Source organism: Mesorhizobium sp. LNHC232B00, from assembly GCF_000502435.1.
Lineage (GTDB): Bacteria > Pseudomonadota > Alphaproteobacteria > Rhizobiales > Rhizobiaceae > Mesorhizobium > Mesorhizobium opportunistum.
This window is the reverse complement of sequence record NZ_AYWP01000019.1, coordinates 113,000-133,544: the sequence shown is the minus strand read 5'-3', so window position 1 is coordinate 133,544 and position 20,545 is coordinate 113,000. Positions and strand designations below refer to the sequence as shown.

16 protein-coding genes and 2 pseudogenes are annotated in these 20,545 nt (G+C 57.7%); 8 read left to right on the top strand and 10 right to left on the bottom strand.

What is annotated here, in order from left to right:
- Positions 1-65: 65 nt before the first annotated feature.
- The 4 genes and pseudogenes from X743_RS0136605 to X743_RS1000000173535 all read right to left on the bottom strand — a co-directional run.
- Positions 66-1,238 carry a glycosyltransferase gene (locus X743_RS0136605; protein ID WP_198028479.1) on the bottom strand — a complete coding sequence of 391 codons (1,173 nt, stop codon included), beginning with the start codon at positions 1,236-1,238 and terminating at the stop codon, positions 66-68.
- A 2-nt stretch (positions 1,239-1,240) separates the two neighbouring features.
- Positions 1,241-1,597 (bottom strand): hypothetical protein, encoded by a 357-nt coding sequence (locus X743_RS147590; protein WP_023767371.1) that lies wholly within the window; start codon positions 1,595-1,597, stop codon positions 1,241-1,243.
- A gap of 56 nt (positions 1,598-1,653) precedes the next feature.
- Entirely contained in the window at positions 1,654-2,325 is a 672-nt protein-coding gene (locus X743_RS147595; RefSeq protein ID WP_023767370.1) for a glycosyltransferase family A protein, read from the bottom strand.
- Positions 2,326-2,374: 49 nt separating this feature from the next.
- Positions 2,375-2,494 (bottom strand): annotated as a pseudogene (locus X743_RS1000000173535) (glycosyltransferase); the annotation flags it as partial.
- Here X743_RS1000000173535 and X743_RS1000000172915 point away from each other — a divergent pair.
- Positions 2,451-2,753 carry a hypothetical protein gene (locus X743_RS1000000172915; protein ID WP_198028481.1) on the top strand — a complete coding sequence of 101 codons (303 nt, stop codon included), beginning with the start codon at positions 2,451-2,453 and terminating at the stop codon, positions 2,751-2,753. The pseudogene X743_RS1000000173535 and the gene X743_RS1000000172915 overlap by 44 nt on opposite strands.
- 689 nt (positions 2,754-3,442) lie before the next feature.
- Here X743_RS1000000172915 and X743_RS1000000169925 read toward each other — a convergent pair.
- The 5 genes from X743_RS1000000169925 to X743_RS147605 form a co-directional block, all read right to left on the bottom strand.
- Positions 3,443-4,885, bottom strand: coding sequence for a family 16 glycosylhydrolase (locus X743_RS1000000169925; protein WP_198028474.1), 1,443 nt, complete (start codon positions 4,883-4,885; stop codon positions 3,443-3,445).
- 105 nt (positions 4,886-4,990) lie between these two features.
- Entirely contained in the window at positions 4,991-5,554 is a 564-nt protein-coding gene (locus tag X743_RS1000000172910; protein WP_198028473.1) for a glycosyltransferase family 25 protein, read from the bottom strand.
- 27 nt (positions 5,555-5,581) lie between these two features.
- A complete protein-coding gene (locus tag X743_RS147600; RefSeq protein ID WP_023767367.1) occupies positions 5,582-6,412 on the bottom strand; it encodes a glycosyltransferase in 831 nt (276 codons plus the stop codon).
- 181 nt (positions 6,413-6,593) lie between these two features.
- Entirely contained in the window at positions 6,594-7,202 is a 609-nt protein-coding gene (locus tag X743_RS1000000169920; protein ID WP_023767366.1) for a RelA/SpoT domain-containing protein, read from the bottom strand.
- The gene (locus tag X743_RS147605) at positions 7,199-8,392 is read right to left on the bottom strand and encodes a hypothetical protein (protein WP_156934478.1); all 1,194 of its coding nucleotides are present in this window, start codon (positions 8,390-8,392) and stop codon (positions 7,199-7,201) included. The genes X743_RS1000000169920 and X743_RS147605 overlap by 4 nt, the downstream gene beginning before the upstream one ends.
- Positions 8,393-8,718: 326 nt before the next feature.
- Here X743_RS147605 and X743_RS147610 point away from each other — a divergent pair, with 326 nt between their 5' ends.
- The 3 genes from X743_RS147610 to X743_RS147620 all read left to right on the top strand — a co-directional run bounded on the left by X743_RS147610 (position 8,719) and on the right by X743_RS147620 (position 14,618).
- Positions 8,719-10,485: an adenylate/guanylate cyclase domain-containing protein gene (locus tag X743_RS147610; protein WP_023767364.1), complete on the top strand. Its 1,767-nt coding sequence runs from the start codon at positions 8,719-8,721 to the stop codon at positions 10,483-10,485.
- A gap of 233 nt (positions 10,486-10,718) precedes the next feature.
- Complete coding sequence (locus X743_RS147615) at positions 10,719-12,455, top strand: adenylate/guanylate cyclase domain-containing protein (protein ID WP_023767363.1); 1,737 nt, start codon at positions 10,719-10,721, stop codon at positions 12,453-12,455.
- 411 nt (positions 12,456-12,866) lie between these two features.
- On the top strand, positions 12,867-14,618 hold the full coding sequence (locus X743_RS147620) for an adenylate/guanylate cyclase domain-containing protein (RefSeq protein WP_023767362.1): 1,752 nt from the start codon (positions 12,867-12,869) through the stop codon (positions 14,616-14,618).
- A gap of 7 nt (positions 14,619-14,625) precedes the next feature.
- On the opposite strand, the pseudogene X743_RS1000000173530 reads toward X743_RS147620, so the two are convergent.
- Positions 14,626-14,802: pseudogene (locus X743_RS1000000173530) on the bottom strand (adenylate/guanylate cyclase domain-containing protein); the annotation flags it as partial.
- A gap of 202 nt (positions 14,803-15,004) precedes the next feature.
- Here X743_RS1000000173530 and X743_RS147630 point away from each other — a divergent pair.
- From X743_RS147630 to X743_RS0136595, 4 genes are all read left to right on the top strand, one after another.
- A complete protein-coding gene (locus X743_RS147630; protein WP_031258049.1) occupies positions 15,005-16,768 on the top strand; it encodes an adenylate/guanylate cyclase domain-containing protein in 1,764 nt (587 codons plus the stop codon).
- A gap of 239 nt (positions 16,769-17,007) precedes the next feature.
- Positions 17,008-18,753 carry an adenylate/guanylate cyclase domain-containing protein gene (locus X743_RS147635; RefSeq protein WP_031258047.1) on the top strand — a complete coding sequence of 582 codons (1,746 nt, stop codon included), beginning with the start codon at positions 17,008-17,010 and terminating at the stop codon, positions 18,751-18,753.
- A gap of 398 nt (positions 18,754-19,151) precedes the next feature.
- Positions 19,152-19,448, top strand: coding sequence for a hypothetical protein (locus tag X743_RS147640; RefSeq protein ID WP_023767358.1), 297 nt, complete (start codon positions 19,152-19,154; stop codon positions 19,446-19,448).
- A 396-nt stretch (positions 19,449-19,844) separates the two neighbouring features.
- Positions 19,845-20,315 carry a class I SAM-dependent methyltransferase gene (locus tag X743_RS0136595; RefSeq protein ID WP_051508583.1) on the top strand — a complete coding sequence of 157 codons (471 nt, stop codon included), beginning with the start codon at positions 19,845-19,847 and terminating at the stop codon, positions 20,313-20,315.
- Positions 20,316-20,545: the final 230 nt, after the last annotated feature.

Below are 20,545 nucleotides of genomic sequence, written 5' to 3'. Positions count from 1 at the left end.
AGCAGCCTTCTGCGAACTCTGCCGAGGTACCAAAGCGGCTTCCATTTGAAAGCCTGTNCTTCTCCCTACCCGCGCTTGGTTCGGAGGTAGAACAGGATTCCTGAAGCATAGCCGGCGATTTCATGCCAAAGGAACCGATCTTCGGGAATCCTGCGTCCAAGCAGCCTTCTGCGAACTCTGCCGAGGTACCAAAGCGGCTTCCATTTGAAAGCCTGTTTTAAATTCGCCTTGACGCCAGTTCGTTCATGCTGGACGAGCAATGCGGCCGAGTGACCGCGCATGTAGAAGTAGATTTGCTTAGCCAGACCGTCCATCGTCCGCCTGTGGAAATGGAACGCGACGGAGGTTGGCTGGTAAAGGCAGTCATATCCGTTGGCGAGCAACCGATACCAATATTCGGAGTCGCCTGAACATCCAGCCTGGCCGACGTCGAGGCGTTCGTCAAACAATCCCGCGCGGTCAAACACCTCGCGTCGAAAGGCCATGCTGGCACCGGCGCCGATTTTCCAGGCCGGGAACACGTCGTGCTTGCTGGCAGCAAAGTCGGCCGCGCGGAAAAATTGAGGCCTGTAGCCTTGCCCGAAGCTCCAGAACGTCTCGAAATAACGCTGGGCTTCGGTGGCAATTTCGGCGGGCAGTACAAGGCCCGTCACTGCGCCGATCGAAGGTCTGTCGAATGCCGTGATCAGCTGCTCAAGCCATTGCGGATGAAGCAAGACGTCGTCGTCGGTGTAGGCGATGATTTCCGAGGATGCGCGCTTAGCGCCCCGATTGCGGGCAATATCCAAGCCAGGTCGATCCTCGCGGACGTATATTGCGCCGGCAGCGAGTGCTACCTCGCGCGTTTCGCTGCCTGTCGATGCGTTGTCGACCACGATGACTTCTGCCGGCGGGACGCTTTGCTGTGGAAGCGAGGAGAGGCAACGCCGCAACTCATCCGGCCTGTCGCGTGTGCATATGATCACGCTGGCGTTCGGTAGGTCCGGAAACGGTGGAGCTGGTCTTCGGTCAGGCGAGGCCGCGATTGGGGCGGCGCGGCATTCACCGTCGCTCCCTCTAAGCAGATGCCCGACTGGAAACCCGCCGCGCCACAGCACGATCATGCCAGAATCGCAATCCTTGGGAGCAGCTTCAGTGTCTAAATCCACGTGCCGGATACCTGAGCAGCCATCCGGGCCAAACAGCTTGTGCAGTTCTGGTTTCAACAAATTTGCGCGCCGATTCGGCGTGACGGACATCTTCACCAGCTCATTTCGCCATAGAGGGGCCGAAATTCGTTCTTGTCGTTCCGCATTCGTCTCACGCATATCTTGAGCCATTGAGGAACCAGTCGGGCCCTGCAATACTCTTCGAGCATATTGGGCATGCGAGAGATCGCAACGCCCGGTTCCATCACAAAGAACCTCCTCAGCAGCTCGCCGGCTGCGAAAAATCGTCCCTCAATCAAAGCTCGTGTAGCAAGCCAATGAATCATGTCGAAGAAATGGGCGTCGAAATCGCTCGCGAATGACGGATATTTTTCACGAAATTCGGCAAGGACGATTTCGCAGGAACGAAGCATTTGCATGACATCGCTCGACATATTGTCGTTCGTCATCCGGTAACCGACAAGGTACTGAGGCACGAGGCGAAATTCGTAATTTTCCGCTATCCTTAGGCACNATATTTTTCACGAAATTCGGCAAGGACGATTTCGCAGGAACGAAGCATTTGCATGACATCGCTCGACATATTGACGTTCGTCATCCGGTAACCGACAAGGTACTGAGGCACGAGGCGAAATTCGTAATTTTCCGCTATCCTTAGGCACATTAGAAGATCCTCGCAGCCTTGTGCGTTCCTGGCTCGCAAGGACGGATCGAATTGTCCCACCCGCTCGAATGCGGAGCGACGTAAGAGCATCGAACTTCCGTTGCCGACCAGGTTTTGTCTGCACATGCGCTGGAGAACGTGACCTTCGGCGTCAGGCTGATGGCGCAGCGAGAATACCCGGCCATCCTGGTCGATATGCGCAAACCAGCAATATGCCAAGCCCGCCGAGGAGCCACCTTCCCGCAAGGCGCGCAATTGCAGTGCGATTTTCGAGGGAGCCCAAAGATCATCTGCGTCGACAAACGCCAGAAACTCCGCGTCCGTGGAAGCCGCGCCGCGGTTGCGAGCGTGCGCAACGCCGCCATTCGACTGCCCTATGAGGCGTATACGTCGATCTTTCTCGGCATAGGAGGCTACAATTGATGGGGACTCGTCCGTCGAACCATCGTCCACCACGATAATGTCCAATGCCTGGTAGGNCGCCGCGGTTGCGAGCGTGCGCAACGCCGCCATTCGACTGCCCTATGAGGCGTATACGTCGATCTTTCTCGGCGTAGGAGGCTACAATTGATGGGGACTCGTCCGTCGAACCATCGTCCACCACGATAATGTCCAATGCCTGGTAGGTCTGCTGGCAGATGCTGGTCAGGGTGGAGCGAATGGTTCGCTCGGCATTGAACATAGGGACTATGACGCCAACCGTGGCTTTGTCCTGGATCATCGGCGACTTCGTTTTCTCCCCCCGGAACGGTAAAAACGGCTGTGCTGCCATGCTGTCAGTACTGCTCTTCAATGATCGGCGAATTCGCGGCGAAAATTACTCGGGCGTTCCCAGCCGCCTCACCAGGAATTGCGATCGCGACAAAATCATGTCGAAATCCAAGAAGCAGGCGCGAGATCCATCGCGCTCAATCGCTGCTTCATTAGCTTTTCCTGAATAATCCAGTCAACCAGCAGGCTCGGATCGGCGACNATCCATCGCGCTCAATCGCTGCTTCATTAGCTTTTCCTGAATAATCCAGTCAACCAGCAGGCTCGGATCGGCGACCCCTGATCCTGACGTTGTTCGGGCGGACCCTATGAGGGCACGGTCGGGGCGCCGTCGGGCGCCACTGCCGGGCTCGGGAATTATCGCTTCTGGTTCAATGGAGATGACGAGCCACTCCCGGCTTCGTCAGCGCCTAGTCCAGCCATGTAATGGGTTGCCAAAATATCTGCGGCCGTTCATGTTTTGCATCTACACATTTTTGCTTCGACCTGGAACCGCGGCTTGTGGCGATGCACACGATTCACAAGTTGGCCGAAACTTTCGGCGATTTGCCCATTTGACGACGCGCGGATGCCCCCACGCCTAATGGCGGCCGTTGGTTCAACGCGTGCTAATAGCTGACAGACGGGTTACGGCCCGAGAGCTGTCAGGCGACAATGCGCCTCAACTAAGCCGCTCCGGATCGAATCTGCTGATCCTGAAACCTGCCGTAAGTTCATAATTAGCATGGCCGCATATTTTGGCTGCGGCACGTGCGTGTTTGAGCAGCTTTTTGCTCGTAGCCTCCTCTCGAACATAGCAAAGGGGGAATTTTCACCTCAACGGATTCCCCGCGTGAAACGCGGGCACCGGCAGCTGCGTTTACATGCATACCGAAACGTTCCTGAAGTGGGCCGTTGCGGGCAAAAAGGCCTCGTTGAGCGGACCTGCCAATTCTTCAGAGCGAGGCGCCCATAGGTTACCGTGCAAGTGCATCAGGAGGTGCGGAATCGGTGTTGGGTCCCAGCTGACTCGCTCGTGGACAACGTGGCCATCTACCGACCAAATGATAACGTTGGGTCGCCATTCAATCGCATAGGTATGGAAATCTTCACTCGCGTCGAAGCCTAGTTCGATACGGCACGGAGACCCTCGGTAACCGAAACCCATCGCACTCCCTTCATCACCAGGGTTGAAGTAAACATTGACCAGCATGCTCTGCGGGTCGTTTCCGGAAAGCTCGACGTCGATTTCTTGTCGCGGAGACTCTCGATGAAGAAAGAAACCGGTCACGAGGCCCGATCCCGGGGCGGCCTTGATTTCAGCCTCGAAACGCCCGTGACCGAAGGGGCGCGTTGACGCGAAAGCGCCAGAATGAAATGGCCTGACCCCGTTGATCGCCTTTGACAGGGTGAGCTGGACGCTATCGGGCCCGTACCGGAGCCCCCCCGTGGCGAACGAAGCCAGATTGCCTGGAAAAGTCTCTACGAGAGTTTTTAGCCAAGGGCTCGGGCTGTTCATGCTGGCTGCCAAGACGGTCGTCCCCGGCGAAGACATATTCCGGTTCGACACCCGCCCACGCTCCCATATGGCCTGTGGGGGCAAAACCCAAGGAGAGTCATCGAGTAGGGACTTCTCGATAGAGGTTCTCGCAATCGCGTTAGGCGAGCCATTCGATCGGTCGTCGCGGAACATCCTCCAGGTATGGGGTGGGCCAATCGGGAAGGCGTGTATTGGTTCGGTCAGACCTAAAGTCGCGCAGAGCGGCGTCCAGGTCCGGCCATCTTGGCGCTCGTCTAGCACCGTCAATCGGGAAGGTCGCAGTTCCTTCAGCTCAAGGGCTGTCCGGAACGCGGCGTTCGGCTCGACAATGAATTTCGTCCCACTTTGTTTGATCGCCGCAGACAGGGCCTCGGGCGTCAGCGGGGCATCGACGAGAGCGTCGAAGATGAGTCCGAGTGTCGAAAGCTGGTTGGCATCGATTGGCTTCTCGTCGCCGTCGAAGGCTCTCACACGCAGTCCCAGCATCGACAGTGCCATGGCCAGGCTTTCCTGTTGACGGCGGGCGCTCCAGGCCAACACCCGGTCAGACGGCGCCTGGCCCGGCCGCATTGCGCCTGATCCGGAATCAACAATTCCCGCCCGCGCGAGATAGGGCAACACCGAGTAGGAATTGTCCGACGGCCCGTCCTCCCTCTGGAGGATCGCTGGTGATGCCAAGGCAAGTGCCACGAGCTCGGAGAGCCGATGGTTGATCCAGAGATCGGCCGGTCCCACCACCGGCATCGATCGTAAAAGCGCTGCGGCCCCATCGCGCGACAGCACGTAGCCCGAAAGAAACCAGAGACCGCGTACGGGGCGAAACAGCGCTTCGCACGCGTCGATTCGTTCTGCGGTGCCTCCCGCGTCCCGATACGATAGGTAGAGCAGTTACGGTCCGCGATCTTTCCCGCAGCGCTCCAGTGCTGCGCGCCACCCTCGGTCGATAGCGGCGGCAGCGCCGCGTCGGAACCAAATGTCGTCCTCCAGCACTAGGACGTGCCCATCAGATCCGTTCGCAATGGCCTTCCATGCCTCGATGTGCGATCTGGCGACGGCGACTTCCTGCCGCGTCATCCTGATCGGCTCATCGAGCCCGAAACACTCCTGGAGCCGCGCGTCGGGTTGGACGAACAACTGATCGCCCATGCGGTATGTTGTGTCGACATCGGCGGTCGCGGCCACTGCCCTGCCATCGCGAGCATCTATCGCCGCAAGCCGACAGGCTATTGATTTCAGCGAAGCGCCATTGTGTGTTCGGAAACGACCGAGTTCCCGGCAAACGCGTCTCCATCTGTTTGGCTGCCTGTCCAGGTTTATCACCAGGATAGACTCAATCCTGCCTTTGCCCCGACCGAACGCTAAGATCCGAGGGCCGGGGATGGCACTTAGCGCCGCGCGAGATATACGGAAGGTGAATGCGCGTACAGAACTCGAAGCTTCTAGAAGGTTCATTGAGCCAAACTTCCTGAAATACCAGTCTCAGCAGACGTCCATTTTCCGCCAATTGCGGGCATCGTTTCGATAGGAAAGGTCCCAGCGCGTTTCCGCGACCGCGCTCCAGTCCCGGATCAGTTCAAAATCCAGGTCGGTGCCGACGCCCTGCAACTCATGTGCATGTGCTGCGAGGCTGGCCGTAAGGTTACCGGGGCCGGTCGTAGACTGGATTTCCGGTTGCGGGCCTCTGCCCAGCAGTCTCTCCGTTGCGCGGGCGAGAGCGCGTCGTAAAAGGGGGTGCCTGGGTGGCGCTATAATGGGATTGTTGTTTACGTAAAATATGCGATCGGCGGTGGGCAGATCGTGTCGCCATATCTGTGCCGCCGCAATCATTTTGCCGGTCGGAATGTCGTAGCAAAGCGGCAGCAGCTTTAACTTGCTATCGAGAAGAAATTGCTTCCAGCCGTTGCCCACCAGCACGTCGTCAGCATCGACATACAGGCCACCCTCGGCGAACATGACGCACATCCGCAAATAGTCGCTGCGCATCGCCGGATGCCGACATCGCTCGAACGCCGCACGCTCGGGCATCCCGTATACATCACTGATGTATGCAGCGGCTGACGCGTCATGAAAGATTCGAAGCTCGAAGCCCTCCTCCTTTTGCAAGGGGTTCCAACTGTCGAGGCATTCTCGCACGTCGCCCGGTATATCGTTCGGATCGTGCCAGTATTGCACCAAGATTCGGGGGATCGCCGCACCATCTGTCGCTTCGCTGATCCTAGGCAAGGAGCATTCATTGAGCTGTTGCAAGGTGAGGTGCCGAATGAAGGCAGACCGTAAATGATCGTCCTCCTCGAAGCCGGGTGAGTACATGCCAAAGGCACCTCTTTGATTGTGAACGATTTGACTGCGAAGTGGCGGGAAGATGGGCTTGTAATAAGGTCATGCCGGTAGAGGCAGTCGGCTCTCGGATCGATAAGCAATTCGCACAGAATTCCCTCAGGTGGACGTTCGGCGACCAAAATAGGCAATGCGCGCAACTCGCAGCTGATGGCTAGCTAGACCGCTTTTTAAATAGGTCGTCAAAAATGCGATCGGCACCCCATGCCTGGGCGGATGTGAAGGCGAGCAAGCGTTCATCTTCAGGGTTAAGCGGTTGCTCTCCTGGCTTGTACCCGAGATCGTGCTCTGCTTCGGACCATGCGTGCTGAAAAAGCGTCTTGATCTGCAACTCAAAGACATCCGGGACGAGTGCTTTGTCCTCAGCAGCGCCATAGAGGTCGCTCGGCATTAGGAGGATGTGGTGCCTACCGAAGTATCCGAACTCCCATTGGTGCTGAGGAACGACGTGTTTCGATTCGATTGGTCGAAACTCCCGAAGGATGACCTCTTCGATCACCGGAACGTCGCTCGAATAGAAGGCAATTATCCTCGCGCCGATCTGATCTTGAATCTGGTTGAGCGGGTCATCGTATTTAAGCTTACCACCGTCGGCCTTCGCCGCCTTGCTCATGAAGCGATCGATTGACTTTGGACGTGCGGTCACGCGGTCAACGCGAGGTCTGCCCGCAAAGATTTCGGTCAGATTGCCGATCAACGCTGTCGCTACTGGTGTCAGCGCTTTGGTGTACCGGTTCGTGTAGTCGGTTCGAAGGTCCGTCATTTTGACCTCGCTATCTTCTCGGTCACGACAGAACCTACGGTGGAGTACTTGTATTCTCCGTCAACTTCTGCGTGGACCGGCTCCTTCGTGAAGACCTCATCAAAGTCGGCCGACGGCGCTGTAAGCACCGCTCCGGAGCTCAGCTCCACGGTACGGTACGGCACCTGCTCAGTGAAGACAGGAGCGTCGAAAACGAACTTTTCAGCCTGGATTGCCGGATCCTTTATCTCGGCGAGGATTGCGTTACGGGTTGGCTCAGAGAAGTGGAAGTGATCAATAAAGCCGTTCACGCTCGTGGTCTGTCCCTGCATACCTGGGCCGAGAGTGACCGCCGACGCGATCTCACTTTTGACGGTTACGTCCTTGGCTTTGCTGACCGCTGCTTTGAGCGCGAGCGCAAGCCGGCGCGTTCCGCGCGTAGGGGTCGTGCGAAGGCCGGAATCGAGGAAATCGTTGATCCAGTATTGAGAGACCTCACGCTCTCGACTCTCGATCTGTTTGTCGACGGCGCGGCCCGTCCAGAAGCCATTGGTCAGCGACGTATGCTGGTAGACGACCGCTTTGTATGAGTAGGCGTTTCTCATAAAGACGCGCTCAAGAAAGGCGAGGGTCAGGGTTGTCGCTCCTGCCTCCGCCAACACTGCACTGTGCGCTGGGAAGCGAGACACCACGATCTTACGGACTTGGCCGTCCTGACCCGCTACGAGAAACAACAGTCCCAGGCCTGATCGTTTGGTGGTGTGCTGCGCCAGCCGCTCGGCCAATAGACGGCCGGTGTCGATCGTCCCGTGGGTGAGGTGATTGATCAGAAGTGCTCGGCATGGGTTCGTCTGGGTGCCGTCTGCTCCCGGGCTGAACGCTATGTCGATTGTATACTCGTTATCTGAGCGCAGATACACCTCTTCCAACAGGTCGAAGAGCTTACCCTGTAGTGGAACAGCAGAGCCATTGATAGCGCCGATCTCGTCGGCACCTTTACCAGGATAGACAAGGTATGTGTAAATGCTCTGAATAGGCAAGCTATTCCCCCCTGAAGTAAGTGCAGAAAAATCGCAAAACGGCCCCTTTGCTGCGGCTTGCTCTGCCACATAAGAAGCTTCTAGCACGGAATGTATCTCAAACATTTGCGTGAAGATTGTCAAACGGCAGGCGCTAGAATGCGCTGCAGAAAGCAGGACCGACCTCCCCATGATGCGATCTCCCTCAACGGGAAGCTCTCATCGGGCCATTCTCAGACCTTCGCTATACGGGACAGAAGGCCGGCTGTCGCTGATGAGCGATACACATCTGCCGGTTCGCTCCGCCCCAAACGCTGCGGCGGCAATGCGCCTGATGACAGTCATTCCCACGGCCAGGCCATTCACCAAAAGCGGACAATGGCAGTCTCAGGCTGTTATTTGCCCAACACTGGTCTCGAACGACCCGAATCGATCCGATGCGGATCATCCGACCAATGGCTCGGAGCTATCTTCCTTTGGCACGGCAGTAGTGCCAGACTGGACGGAGGGAGCACGACATGAGTGAGGCCCGCAAAATAGCAGCGATCCTGGTCTCGGATGTAGTCGGCTACAGTCGGCTAGCCGGCGCGGATGAGGATCGCATCTTGGCACGGCTGCGGGCGCTGCGCAGCGATCTCATCGATCCCACCATCGCTGTTCATCGTGGTCGCGTCGTCAAGCGCACAGGCGACGGGAGCCTCGTCGAGTTCAGCAGCGTGGTGGAAGCAGTGCGCTGTGCGATCGAAGTGCAGTACGCGATGCTTGAGCGCAATGCCGGGGTGCCGGATGATCGTCGCATCGAGTTCCGGATCGGCATTCACTTGGGCGACGTCGTGCAAGAACGCGATGGCGACCTGATGGGCGATGGCGTCAATATCGCCGCGCGCCTCGAAGGCATCTGCGAACCTGGCAATATCTGTCTTTCCGAGCAAGCCTATTGGCAGGTAAAGTCAAGGCTCGATATCGCGATCAACGATCACGGTGCGGTTCGGCTCAAGAACATCACCGAGCCGGTCCGGGTTTATTCGCTACAGATCGGCGTTCCCACCAAGGCAAAGCCCGCAGCACCAACTGAGCCCCTTGTTCTAGAGAAGTTTTCGCAGCCGCTCGCACCGCCCGACAAGCCTTCGATTGCTGTGCTACCCTTCATCAACATGAGTGGCGATTCCGAACAGGAGTTTTTCACCGACGGGCTGACGGAGGACATCATTACCGATCTGTCGAATGTGTCCGGCTTCTTCGTAATCGCCCGCAACTCCACCTTCGCCTATAAAGGCAAGCCCACCGACGTCCGTCAGATCGCTCGCGATCTGGGCGTCAAATATGTCCTCGAGGGCAGCGCCCGGCGATCCAACAAGCGGTTGCGCGTCAACGTGCAGCTTATCAATGCGGGAGAAGGCGGCAACCACGTGTGGGCCGAGCGCTTCGACCGCGAAATTGCCGACATCTTCGACGTTCAGGACGAGGTCACTCGACGCGTTGTTGAAGCGATTTCTGGTAAGCTTGGTGAAAAGAAACTTGTTGCCCGTTCCCGACCGTCAAATCTCGAAGCCTATGATCTTTGTGTTAGGTCGCGAGGCAAGTGCAACAATTCCAGGTCCGACAACAGTGAGGCGTGTGCTGACTTGGAACGTGCCATTCAGATCGATCCGAACTACTGCGAAGCGCACAGCAATCTTGCCATCTCACTTCTATTTGGCTGGATTGTCTGGGGAGAGCCACAGGAACCCGGCCGCGCAAAGGCTCTGATACACGCGCAACGGGCCGTGGAAATCGATTCCGACGATTCCCAGGCTCGGAGGATCCTAGGCTGCGTTCAACTTTATGAGCGCAACTGGGATGAAGCAAAATTCCAATTCGATGCTGCCGTTCGGCTTAATCCCAACAATGCAGATGCGGTTGCATGGATGGGTGAGCTTCAAATCTACTTAGGCGATCCGCAAGCGGCGCTGATAGCTTGTGGCGCGGCGCTCCGTATAAATCCTCGTCCACCCGGTTGGTATTTCTGGATCGTGGGAATTGCGCAGATTTCCGCCGGTTACTACGAAGAAGCTGTTGTGACCTTGAGCCGGGAAGATACATACGGGACGGGTTCGAGGGAGCACCTGGTTCCCGCGCTTGCCCTTGCCGGCCGCGTTCCTGAGGCACAGGAGGAAGCCCGCCTATTTCTTGCGGGCAATCCAAATTGGAAGTTAAGTGATTTGGTGGCGAACTCACCTTTCAAGAGCCCGAGTGATGCGCAGCCGTTTGTTGATGGCTGGCGTCTGGCGGGCTTGCGGGACTAGGCGGCATGGCAAGGGCCGTTTTCCAAGGACATGGCAGTCTGATTTATAGCGCATGATTTGCAGTTTCAGTTGGGAGCCTGAACTACGCCCGGGCTAACACCTTCAGGATTACCCCTAACCAGACATCAGCGACGTGGCAAAACGGACGTGAATGGACCCAGAGCGCGAAATCGGGCGAATCGACTCCTGCTCGGGATGCAAATACAATTTGCCGCAGTGAGAGCACCCCTGCGATGTCCGAAGAGCGCGTTCAACGCCGCCTTGCTGCCATACTGGCCATCGACGTGGTTGGCTATAGCCGTCTCACGGAACGCGACGAAGTAGGTACGTTGGCTACGCTCAAATCTCGGCGTCGAGAGATCCTTCAGCCAATGATCTCCAAACATCAGGGTCGCATCATCAAACTGATCGGGGATGGCGCGCTAATAGAGTTCGGAAGCGCAGTCAACGCCGTAGACTGCGCTGTCGAACTGCAGAAAGCTATGGACATCGCGAATGCAGATGTGGCCGGAGACCGACGCATTGTATTGCGTGCTGGAATTAATCTCGGCGATGTGATGGTGGAGGGCAGCGATCTCTACGGGGACGGAGTCAACGTCGCGGCTCGGCTCGAGAGTCTTTCGGAGCCCGGGGGATTGTGCATCTCGGGAAGTGTCTTCGAGCAGATCAACGGCAAGCTCCCACATTCATTCGTTTCGTTGGGCCCGCAGTCTCTCAAAAACATCGATCGACCTGTCCAAACCTATCGGCTCGCGGGAAAGGATGGAGCCGCGGCGGTAGTCTCCGCCGTTGAGCTTTCTCTTCCCGTCAAGCCGTCAATAGTCGTCCTCCCCTTTGTGAATATGAGCGCAGACGCCGAGCAGGCGTATTTCGTCGACGGATTGACGGAGGATCTGATTACGGACCTCTCCAAAGTGCCCGAGCTCTTCGTCATCGCCCGGAACTCATCCTTTGCCTATAAGGGCAGATCGGTAGACACCCGCCAGATCGCTCGCGGACTGGGGGTGAAATATGTACTGGAGGGCAGCGCCCGACGGGTAGCGGACCGCGTGCGGATCAATGCCCAGCTCATCGATGCACCCGCCGGTGGGCACATCTGGGCGGATCGCTTCGATCGGGACCTTGCCGATATCTTCGCGGCACAAGACGAAGTCGTCGGCAAGATTGTGGAGGGGCTCGCCGGCAAGTTGGCCGCGGCAAACCTGAAGGAGCGCTATCGGCCAACAAACCTGGGGGCCTATGATCTCTATCTACGGGGGCGGGCTGAATGGGCACACTCGACGGAGGCGGGCGTTGCGGCCATACCCTTGTTCGAGCGGGCCATCGCGCTCGATCCTAACTACGCGGATGCTTATCGGTGGTTGGCGATCAGTCAGTGCGAGGCCTGGGTCTTTAGGAACTATCCAATGAATCCCCTTCGTCGACAGTCTATGGCGTCGGCAAGAAAGGCGATTGAACTCGATCCTGAGAATTCTGGCACGCATTGGGTGCTCGCGTTCATACTCCTCCTTGAGCGCCAATGGGATGAGTCTGCCAAAGAGTACGAGATTTCGCTCAGCCTCAATCCGAACGATGCCGATGCTTGGGCAAACTTCGGGGATCTGAAGACCTATGAAGGTCGCGGAGTAGAGGCCATCGCCTGCATCGAGAAGGCATTGCGCCTGAATCCGCGCCCGCCGAGCTGGTATTTCTGGTTACTCGGAGGTGCCCAATCCGCTGCCGGTAAGTATGAGGAGGCAGTGAAGACTTTGAGGAATGATGCAACATATCGAACCGAATCCAGGGTTAATTTGGCGTCGATTCTGGCGCGGCTCGGCCGGTTCGAGGAAGCGCGTGAAGAGGCCACGCTATATCTGGCAACAAATCCCCATTTCAGGATTAGCCATTGGGTCGAATCCCAGCCCTATCGCGACCTTGCCTTGCGAGACATGTACGTCGAAGGCCTTCATATGGCTGGTTTTCCGGAATGACTAACTTTTTACTCGACGGGAGCCACCATGCTGGAGTCGGCTTGGGCCCTTACCGATCATGACCGCTTTCGGCTCAGAAGCAGACATTCGTGCATGATCTAACCATGCGCGTTTTATGAATTCACGCCCATAGGGCAAGGTCGGCTTTCTATCCCGTTTCCCGGAAGGGGACGGTCCGCTCCCGGCCCCAAACGTGACGGCCTGAGTGGTGGCTTCACGATGTCCTTAGTCGGCGCAAGCCGATGTCGCGAGCAATTGCATCGTTGGTCTTCATTGACAGAAAACTACCCGAAAGATCGGCGAGAATCTGATGCTGGTGAGTGTGGGGAGTACAGGAGGCGTAATGGACTCCGCACCTGAGGGCCCATACAATCCGCACGATTTCCTTCGCTCTAGGTTGCCGCATTGCCAATGGCCGAAGAACGCAATCAGCGTCGCCTTGCCGCCATCTTCGCGGCTGATGTGGTCGGCTACTCCAGGCTCATGGGTCGCGACGAGAGCGGAACCCTGTCGGCCTTCAAGGCGCATCGTCACGAACTGGTGGACGCTAAGATCGCCGAGCATCAGGGCAGGACCGTCAAGCTGACCGGCGATGGCTTGCTGGTAGAGTTCCCCAGCGTGGTGAATGCCGTGGCCTGCGCCACCGACATTCAGTACAAGATGCGCGAGCGTAATGCTGACGTGCCGGCGGACAGGCGCATCGAGTTCCGCATTGGGATAAACCTCGGAGATATCATCATCGAGGACGACGACATCTTCGGCGATGGCGTCAACATCGCGGCGCGGATCGAGAGTATCGCCAAGCCGGGGGGCGTTGCGATATCCGGCTCTGTCCGGGACAGTCTCGGCAACAGACTCGCACTTACCTTTGAAGATACTGGCGAGCAGACGCTTAAGAACATCGAGCGTCCGGTGCGCGTCTACAACGTCAACCTCTTTCCCGACGCGCCATTCCTGCAACCGGCCGGGGTAGTTTCGGTCGCCAATGAGAAACCGTCGATTGCCGTGCTGCCCTTCAACAACATGAGCGGCGATCCGGAACAGGAATATTTCTCGGACGGCATCACCGAGGACATCATCACGGAACTGTCGCGCTTCCGTTCGCTGCTCGTGATCGCACGGAACTCGTCCTTCACGTTCAAGGGAACGGCCGTCGACATCACAGAAGCCGGGCGAAAGCTTGGCGTGCGCCACTTGGTGGAGGGCAGCGTTCGCAAGATCGGTAAGCGCGTGCGCATCACTGCCCAGCTGATTGAGGCAGCGACCGGTAGTCACGTCTGGGCGGAACGCTATGATCGTGACCTGGAAGACATCTTCGCAGTTCAGGACGAAGTGACTCGAAGCATCGTGACCGCCGTTCCGGGGTATGTTGAATCCGACGTCGTGAAAGCATCGCGGCGCAAACCGACCGAGAGTTTGGGCGCCTATGACCATTATTTGCGCGGTATGGAGATCGTCAATCGCTGGCGCAACGATGATATTCCGCAAGCCATGGCGGAATTCGAAAGTGCGGTGAAGCTTGATCCAAACTTTGCCCGCGCTCATGCGGCAGTGGGCCATATGCACGTTCGCGTCTATTGGCAAACGCTCGCCCCGCATGCGTTGGAAAAAGCAAACACAGAAACAGAACTCGCCGTGCGGCTCGACGGCGAGGACAGCAGGTGCTTGGCTGTTCGTGGGATGTGCCTTATGCTCGACAAGAATTTCGACGCGGCGTCGGAAGCGTTCCAGCGCGCCCTCCAGCTGACACCTGATGACGCCGATCTCAATGACATGATGGCGCACTACCTGCTTTGCACGGGACATGCGAGCGAGGCTATCGAGAGATCGCTCAAAACTATCCGCGCCAGTCCACTGTTCCTTCCCGCCTCTCTTCGTGAGACTATGGGCATGGGGTTCATGATGACGCGACAGTACGAGGAGGCGATAAAGTCTTTCGCCATTATCATCAGCCCCTATTACTACATCCACGTTTATGCGGCCGGATGCCTGGCGAAGCTCGGTCGTCTCGATGACGCGCGGGCGCAAGCCCGTTTGGCAAATAAAATCAAACCGGATTGGCCTAGTGTGGATTGGGGCTATCAGTACACAAATTCAGAATATAGCGAGCACGAGCGCGAACTGGCCCATCTTGCGATGGACGCTCTAGCGGATGCACCTTGAGCGTCGGGCCATCGCCGGTGGCCTTCACGACCCGACCCCGATGAACTTCGATGGTCGGATCGACGAGGTCGCTTCGCAACGCGAGATTGCCTGTAAGCGTACGATCTTCCTCGTTTGCCGTCAGGCGGCTGAAGCCGACGATGTCCGCCACCAGGATTGCCGCGAGCTTGCGCACTTCGGCCATTGCCTGCCCATACCCGAACCTGACCAGGCGAGACGGTCTTGGTTCAGGTTCGGGTACATCGCGCCAAACCTCCTTGGCGCCGGTAGCGTCCTAGTTTGAATTCCGGCGTATGACGACCCATACTCGAGTTTCCTGATCGTGGACTCGGCCGGCGGTCGCCCGTACAATCCTTGTCCTGTAGCTCTTGAAGGCAATGCACTACATGCCCGAAGGACGCGTCCAACGCCGCCTCGCGGCCATCCTTGCCGCTGACGTGGCGGGGTACACTCGGCTCATTGGCAAGGATGAGGTCGGCACGCTTGACGCACTGAAGGAAATCCGCGACGGGTTGGTTGACCCGAAGATCGCCGAGCACAAAGGCCGTATTTTCAAAACGACGGGCGATGGTGTCCTCGCCGAGTTTCCAAGTGTCGTCAACGCAGTGGCCTGTGCGGTCGACATCCAGCGGGCCATGTTGGGTCGCAACGCAGACCTGTCCGAGGACCGAAAGATACAATTCCGAATTGGGATCAACCTCGGCGACGTAATCGTCGAGGTTGACGATCTGTTCGGTGACGGCGTGAACGTGGCGGCAAGGCTCGAAGGTATCGCTCCCGTTGGAGGTGTCATAGTTTCGGGTACGGTGCGAGATCACCTCGGAAACCGGCTTGACCTGCAATTCGACGACAATGGTGAGCAGATACTTAAAAATATTGAGCGCCCCGTGCGAGCTTATGCGGTGCGTCTCGACGGTCCCGGCGCGACCCCCACTTCGCCGACCTCGCTTTCTGACAAGCCCTCCATCGCTTTGCTGCCATTCGTCAATATGAGCGACGACCGTCAGCAGGACTACTTTGCGGATGGGATTACAGAGAACGTCATCACCGGATTGTCTCGGTTTCGCGATCTTTTCGTCATCGCGAGCAATTCGACGTTTGCCTACAAGGGCAAAGCCACGAAGATACAGGACGCCAGCCGAGAGCTGGGTGCCCGCTATATCCTGGAGGGCAGCGTACAGAGGTCGAAGGACCGTGTCCGGGTTACGGCCCAGCTCATTGACGGCAAGACTGGGCGGCACCTTTGGGCAGAGCGCTACGACCGGGGCATCGATGATATCTTTGCCGTGCAGGACGATGTCACCGAACGAATAATTGGCAGTTTAGCCACAGCGCACGGAGGCCGGCTGTTAAAGGCGTGGCAAGAGCGCCCGGAACTCGCGGGAGCACGGAACTTTCAAGCGCTGGACTACTTTGTGCGAGGCATGGAGGCTATAGACCGTAATACCAAGGAGGGAAATCAGCACGCGCGCGAACTTTTCCTCAAGGCCGGGGAGCTTGATCCGAAATTTGGCAAGGCCTTTGCGAAGGTTGCCTGGACGCACATGATGGACGTAATCGATGGATTCAGCGAGAACCCCGAGTCCTCGTTGGCTGATGCGTTACGGTACGCCAATCTCGCAATTGAACGCGACGACGCGGATGCGTGGGGGCATTACGCGCTCGCAGGACACTACCTTTTTTGCGGGCAGTACGAACCTGCCATTGCAGCATTTCACCGCGCCTTTGATCTCAATCCCAATGATGCAGACATTCTCATGGACTATGGCTACTGCCTGAGTTGCGCGGGAAGAACCACCGAAGGCCTCGACGCAGCACAAAAGGCGTTGCGGCTTAATCCTCGCTATCCCGAGTGGTACGTTCAACAGCTGGGCCAGATTTATTTCGACTGCCGACAATACCATGAAGCAGTCACGGCTTTGCATAGCCTAATGACAATCGACACAGTGTACCGCTGGCTCTATTTGGCAGCCAGTCATGCTGCCTTGGGGAATATGACCGAAGCGAAAATGGCCGTGGAGCGGATCAAGCAAATAGATCCATCGGCCACAATCGTTTCGAGAACCGGCCACCAAAGGACGCCTTACAAAAACCCCGGCGATCTGGAACACCTTCGCGAGAACTTGCGCAAGGCAGGCCTGCGGGAATGAGTGAAGGCTCGCGCTGGCCTTGAAGCACACGCAGGGAATACGGCCGCGCCGAGACAGAATTGGCAATGCGGCAACCTAGAGCGAAGGAAGTCGTGCGGATTGTATGGGCCCACAATGTCAACACGTCGCGGCCACCGGCTCAGGGCGCCTATTGACCCATAGCGGATGTATCAGGTGGCTGGTTGCGCCTAGGCCCGGGTGCTACGCTATAGCAAACCACGCGTAGTGCCGGAGGCATCGTGGCGCGCCCAGAACGAAAGCTTGTGGCGGTTTTGGCAGCAGATGTAGCTGGCTACTCGCGTTTGATGCGGGCCGATGAGGCCGGGACTCTCCTCCATCTAAAAGCACTGCGCGCCGAAGTGATCGATCCGAAGATCGCGCAATTCAAGGGTCGGCTTGTCGGCACCGCGGGCGACAGTCTGCTGATCGAGTTTCCCAGCGCCGTCGATGCATTGCAGTTCGCAGTCGAGACGCAAGAGCGCATAACGACACGCAACACCGATCTTCCGTCAGAACAGCGCATGGCCTTCAGAATGGGTATCAACGTTGGTGAGGTCATCCTGGATGAGACGACCATCTACGGCGACTGCGTGAACATTGCGGCGAGGTTGGAAAAGGTCAGCGAGCCCGGAGGCGTCGTCATTGGGCGCAGCGTTTATGATCAGGTAAATGGCAAACTTCCTTACGAGCTCGTCGACCTTGGCGATCATACGATGAAGAACATAGCTGGGGCGGTTCGTGCCTACCGGGTCGAAACGGGAGAGCACGGACAAGAGACTTCGGTCTCTATCTCCTCAGCGAAGGATTTGCCGCTGCCGTTCAAGCCGTCGGTTGCGGTGCTTCCTTTTACAAACATGTCGGCGGATCCCGAACAGGAATATTTCTCGGATGGAATAACCGAGGACCTAATCACGGAGCTTAGCCGTAGCCAAAGCCTGTTCGTGATCGCTCGCAATTCCTCATTTGTTTTCAAAGGACGAGCCGTAAACACTACCGAGGCGGGGAGGAAGCTCGGTGTACGGTACGTGGTCGAGGGAAGTGTTCGGAAGGCTGGGGCACGTGTAAGGATCACAGCGCAGCTGATAGAGGCATCATCCGGCAATCACGTCTGGGCTGAGCGTTATGATCGAAGCATCGACGACCTGTTCGCCGTACAAGACGACGTGACAGAACGGATCGTCTGGGCGCTAGTCGGCAAGGTAGGCGCTGCTGAGATCGTTTGGACAAGGCAAACGCATACGAGCCTCCCCGCATATGACGCGTTGTTGCGCGGCATCGATGCTACGAATCGAATCACCGAAAAGGATACCGTCGCTGGTGTCGAGTTCTTTAAGCTGGCTCTTGGCTGGGAGCCTGATTCAGCGCGGGCGCATGCATGGCTCGCGGACGCCTACGCGGTCCTGTCCGCTTTTAGAGCTGATGGAGAGATGAAGGCGTTGGCCATGCAGTCGGCCTTGCGGGCTATCGAACTCGGCGACGCCAGCGGACTGGCAGAGGCGGTCGTCGGCGCTCTGCATGGATGGAAAGGGGAGTTCGAGGCCGCCGCGACTCATGCGCAACGCGCGCTCGCAATGGGCCCGACCAACCCGGTCGTACTCGCCTGGGGCGGGTACATCTGCCTCTGGAGTGGTCAACTTACGAAGGCCCGCGAGGTCGGCGAGCGGCTCAGACGGCTGAGTCCGCTCGAACACCGCGACGTCCACGAGCTGCTCGCGTTCGCTTACTATCTGCTCGGCGAATATGAGGCTTCGCTGGGTTCGTTCCGCCGTTGGGACAACAACAACTATGATCGCGGGTTCGCCAATCTGGCTGCGTGTTTGGGACAGCTCGGACGCCTCGAAGAGGCAAGATTGGCTTGGGGCAGGTGCCTCGAGCGCAACCCTGGTTTCACTTTAGATGACTACAAGCGAGGCTCTCCATATCGCCGGCAAGAGGACTTAGACCACTGGCTCGAGGGCCTGCGGAAAGCAGGCATTGCGGATTGAGGATGACGAGGCAGCCGCGACGCTACGACACTTCATTCGGCACTCAGCTGCCTTTCTGCGCCTCGGCTCTCTCGCCGTTGGATTGGCCATAACGTCAGCATGGATCGTTCTGCCGGCAAAGGGTCGCCGTTTGACGCGGATCCGTTCAGTTTCCAGCGCGGAGGAACGGTTGCTTTGCGCCCAATGTGGGACGTCCAGGTTAACTCTGTCACCGCCTAAGAGCAGACACTCCCGACGAACACGCTGAAGGTCGCGGTTGTGAAAAAAAACGACTGTCGAGATCTATCATGGGCCAAATGGGGGCAGATCCAGCTGAGCCTTGTTCGTTGCGTGGAGGTCCGTCATGACGCCGTGGTTTTCTAGCGCTATGCTCCCGGTGGGAAGCGAGCACCTGGGATGTGCTCATCGGCGCCGGCTATCAGTTCACCGACTCGTTTTCGGGCGTGCTCGGCTATCGTGCCTCGGGCGTCGACTACTCGAACGGTGGCTTCACTTACGATGTCGTCCAGCAAGGCCCGATCATCGGGGCCGTGTTCCGTTTCCGAAACAGTAACAGCGCGAAGACGACGCCATTACATGAAGCCTATTGGCATCGACGCGAGGATGAGCCCCGGGATAATCAGGAAACTGCCGATGATGACCAGCCATGGTGTTGTCAGCGCCACGAAAGGCCGATGCAGGTGATGATCAAGTAAGTCTTCAACTACATGCGCGGAACCTTTCCGCGCAGGAAGCGGCTGCCCTGGCGCTGATTGCCCGCTACAAAGCTGGGCTGCGCGGTGACGAACTCGCGCATTCGTTGGAACTAAAGTAGCCGGTTTCAGTTAATCCGATCGGAACCATTAAGGTCACCGAGGGTTGGGCTGTGTGCTAACCGTGCAGGCCGACCATGCCAGAACTGTCTACCGAGCAGCAGTAGTCTATGTCCCGTCTCGTTCGGAAGTGGATTACTTCTGAGACCCGCGCCGTTACATCTTTCAACTGCTGAAACTCCCTGCAGACCCGGATTTATCCGAGGAGCAGCGGTCCAAGCTTGACGAACTGGATAAGAACGTGTCGCACCATGGCAGTTGGTTGCGGAAGATCGTGTCGTGGAACTCGGCTTCGGCGGTGGGACGGTTCTTTCGCGACTCCTCGAGGGCGCACTATTCGTCTGCGGCGTTGATCGCTCAAAGGGCGTCGTGGACGCCGCCGCGCGTCGGTTCGCTGATGCAGTCAATGCCGGGCGCGCCGAGTTTCGCGTCGGCACGGTCGAGAGCCTGCCCTTCCCGGATGCAACATTCGACAAGGCACTCAGCGTCCACACAGTGTATTTCTGGCAAAGCCTTAAAGCTGGGTCTGCGGCACTCGGACGCGTGCTCAAGCCAGGCGGGCGAGTCGTGCTTGGCCTCCTCCCGAAGGTACATATGGATCGGATGAACATGCCCGCCGACATCTTCACAGCGCGCGAGCCGGACGAGGTCATTGCCGCATTGCAAGATGCAGGGTTCAGCGAGACCGAGGTGCGGAGACCGAGCTCGGAAACCGCGTGGCTCGTTGCGACAGGTGTCCGGAGAATTTGAAATCGCCTGTTGATCACAAGTTGTCGCTACCCGTCCTTCCGCCCATTTGCATCTTGCGCCGAAGCGGACGTTTGCTCCCGGCTTTCCCAGCTGTCGGACGGCAATGCGCCTGCTATCGGCCGTAGCGACCAGTTTTTCCGCGTCCCAAAAGCAGACATCGTCGGATGCCCACTAAGGAGGTATTGCCTCCGACGCCACCAAATATCAGGATCGATGGCACTATAGCTCTA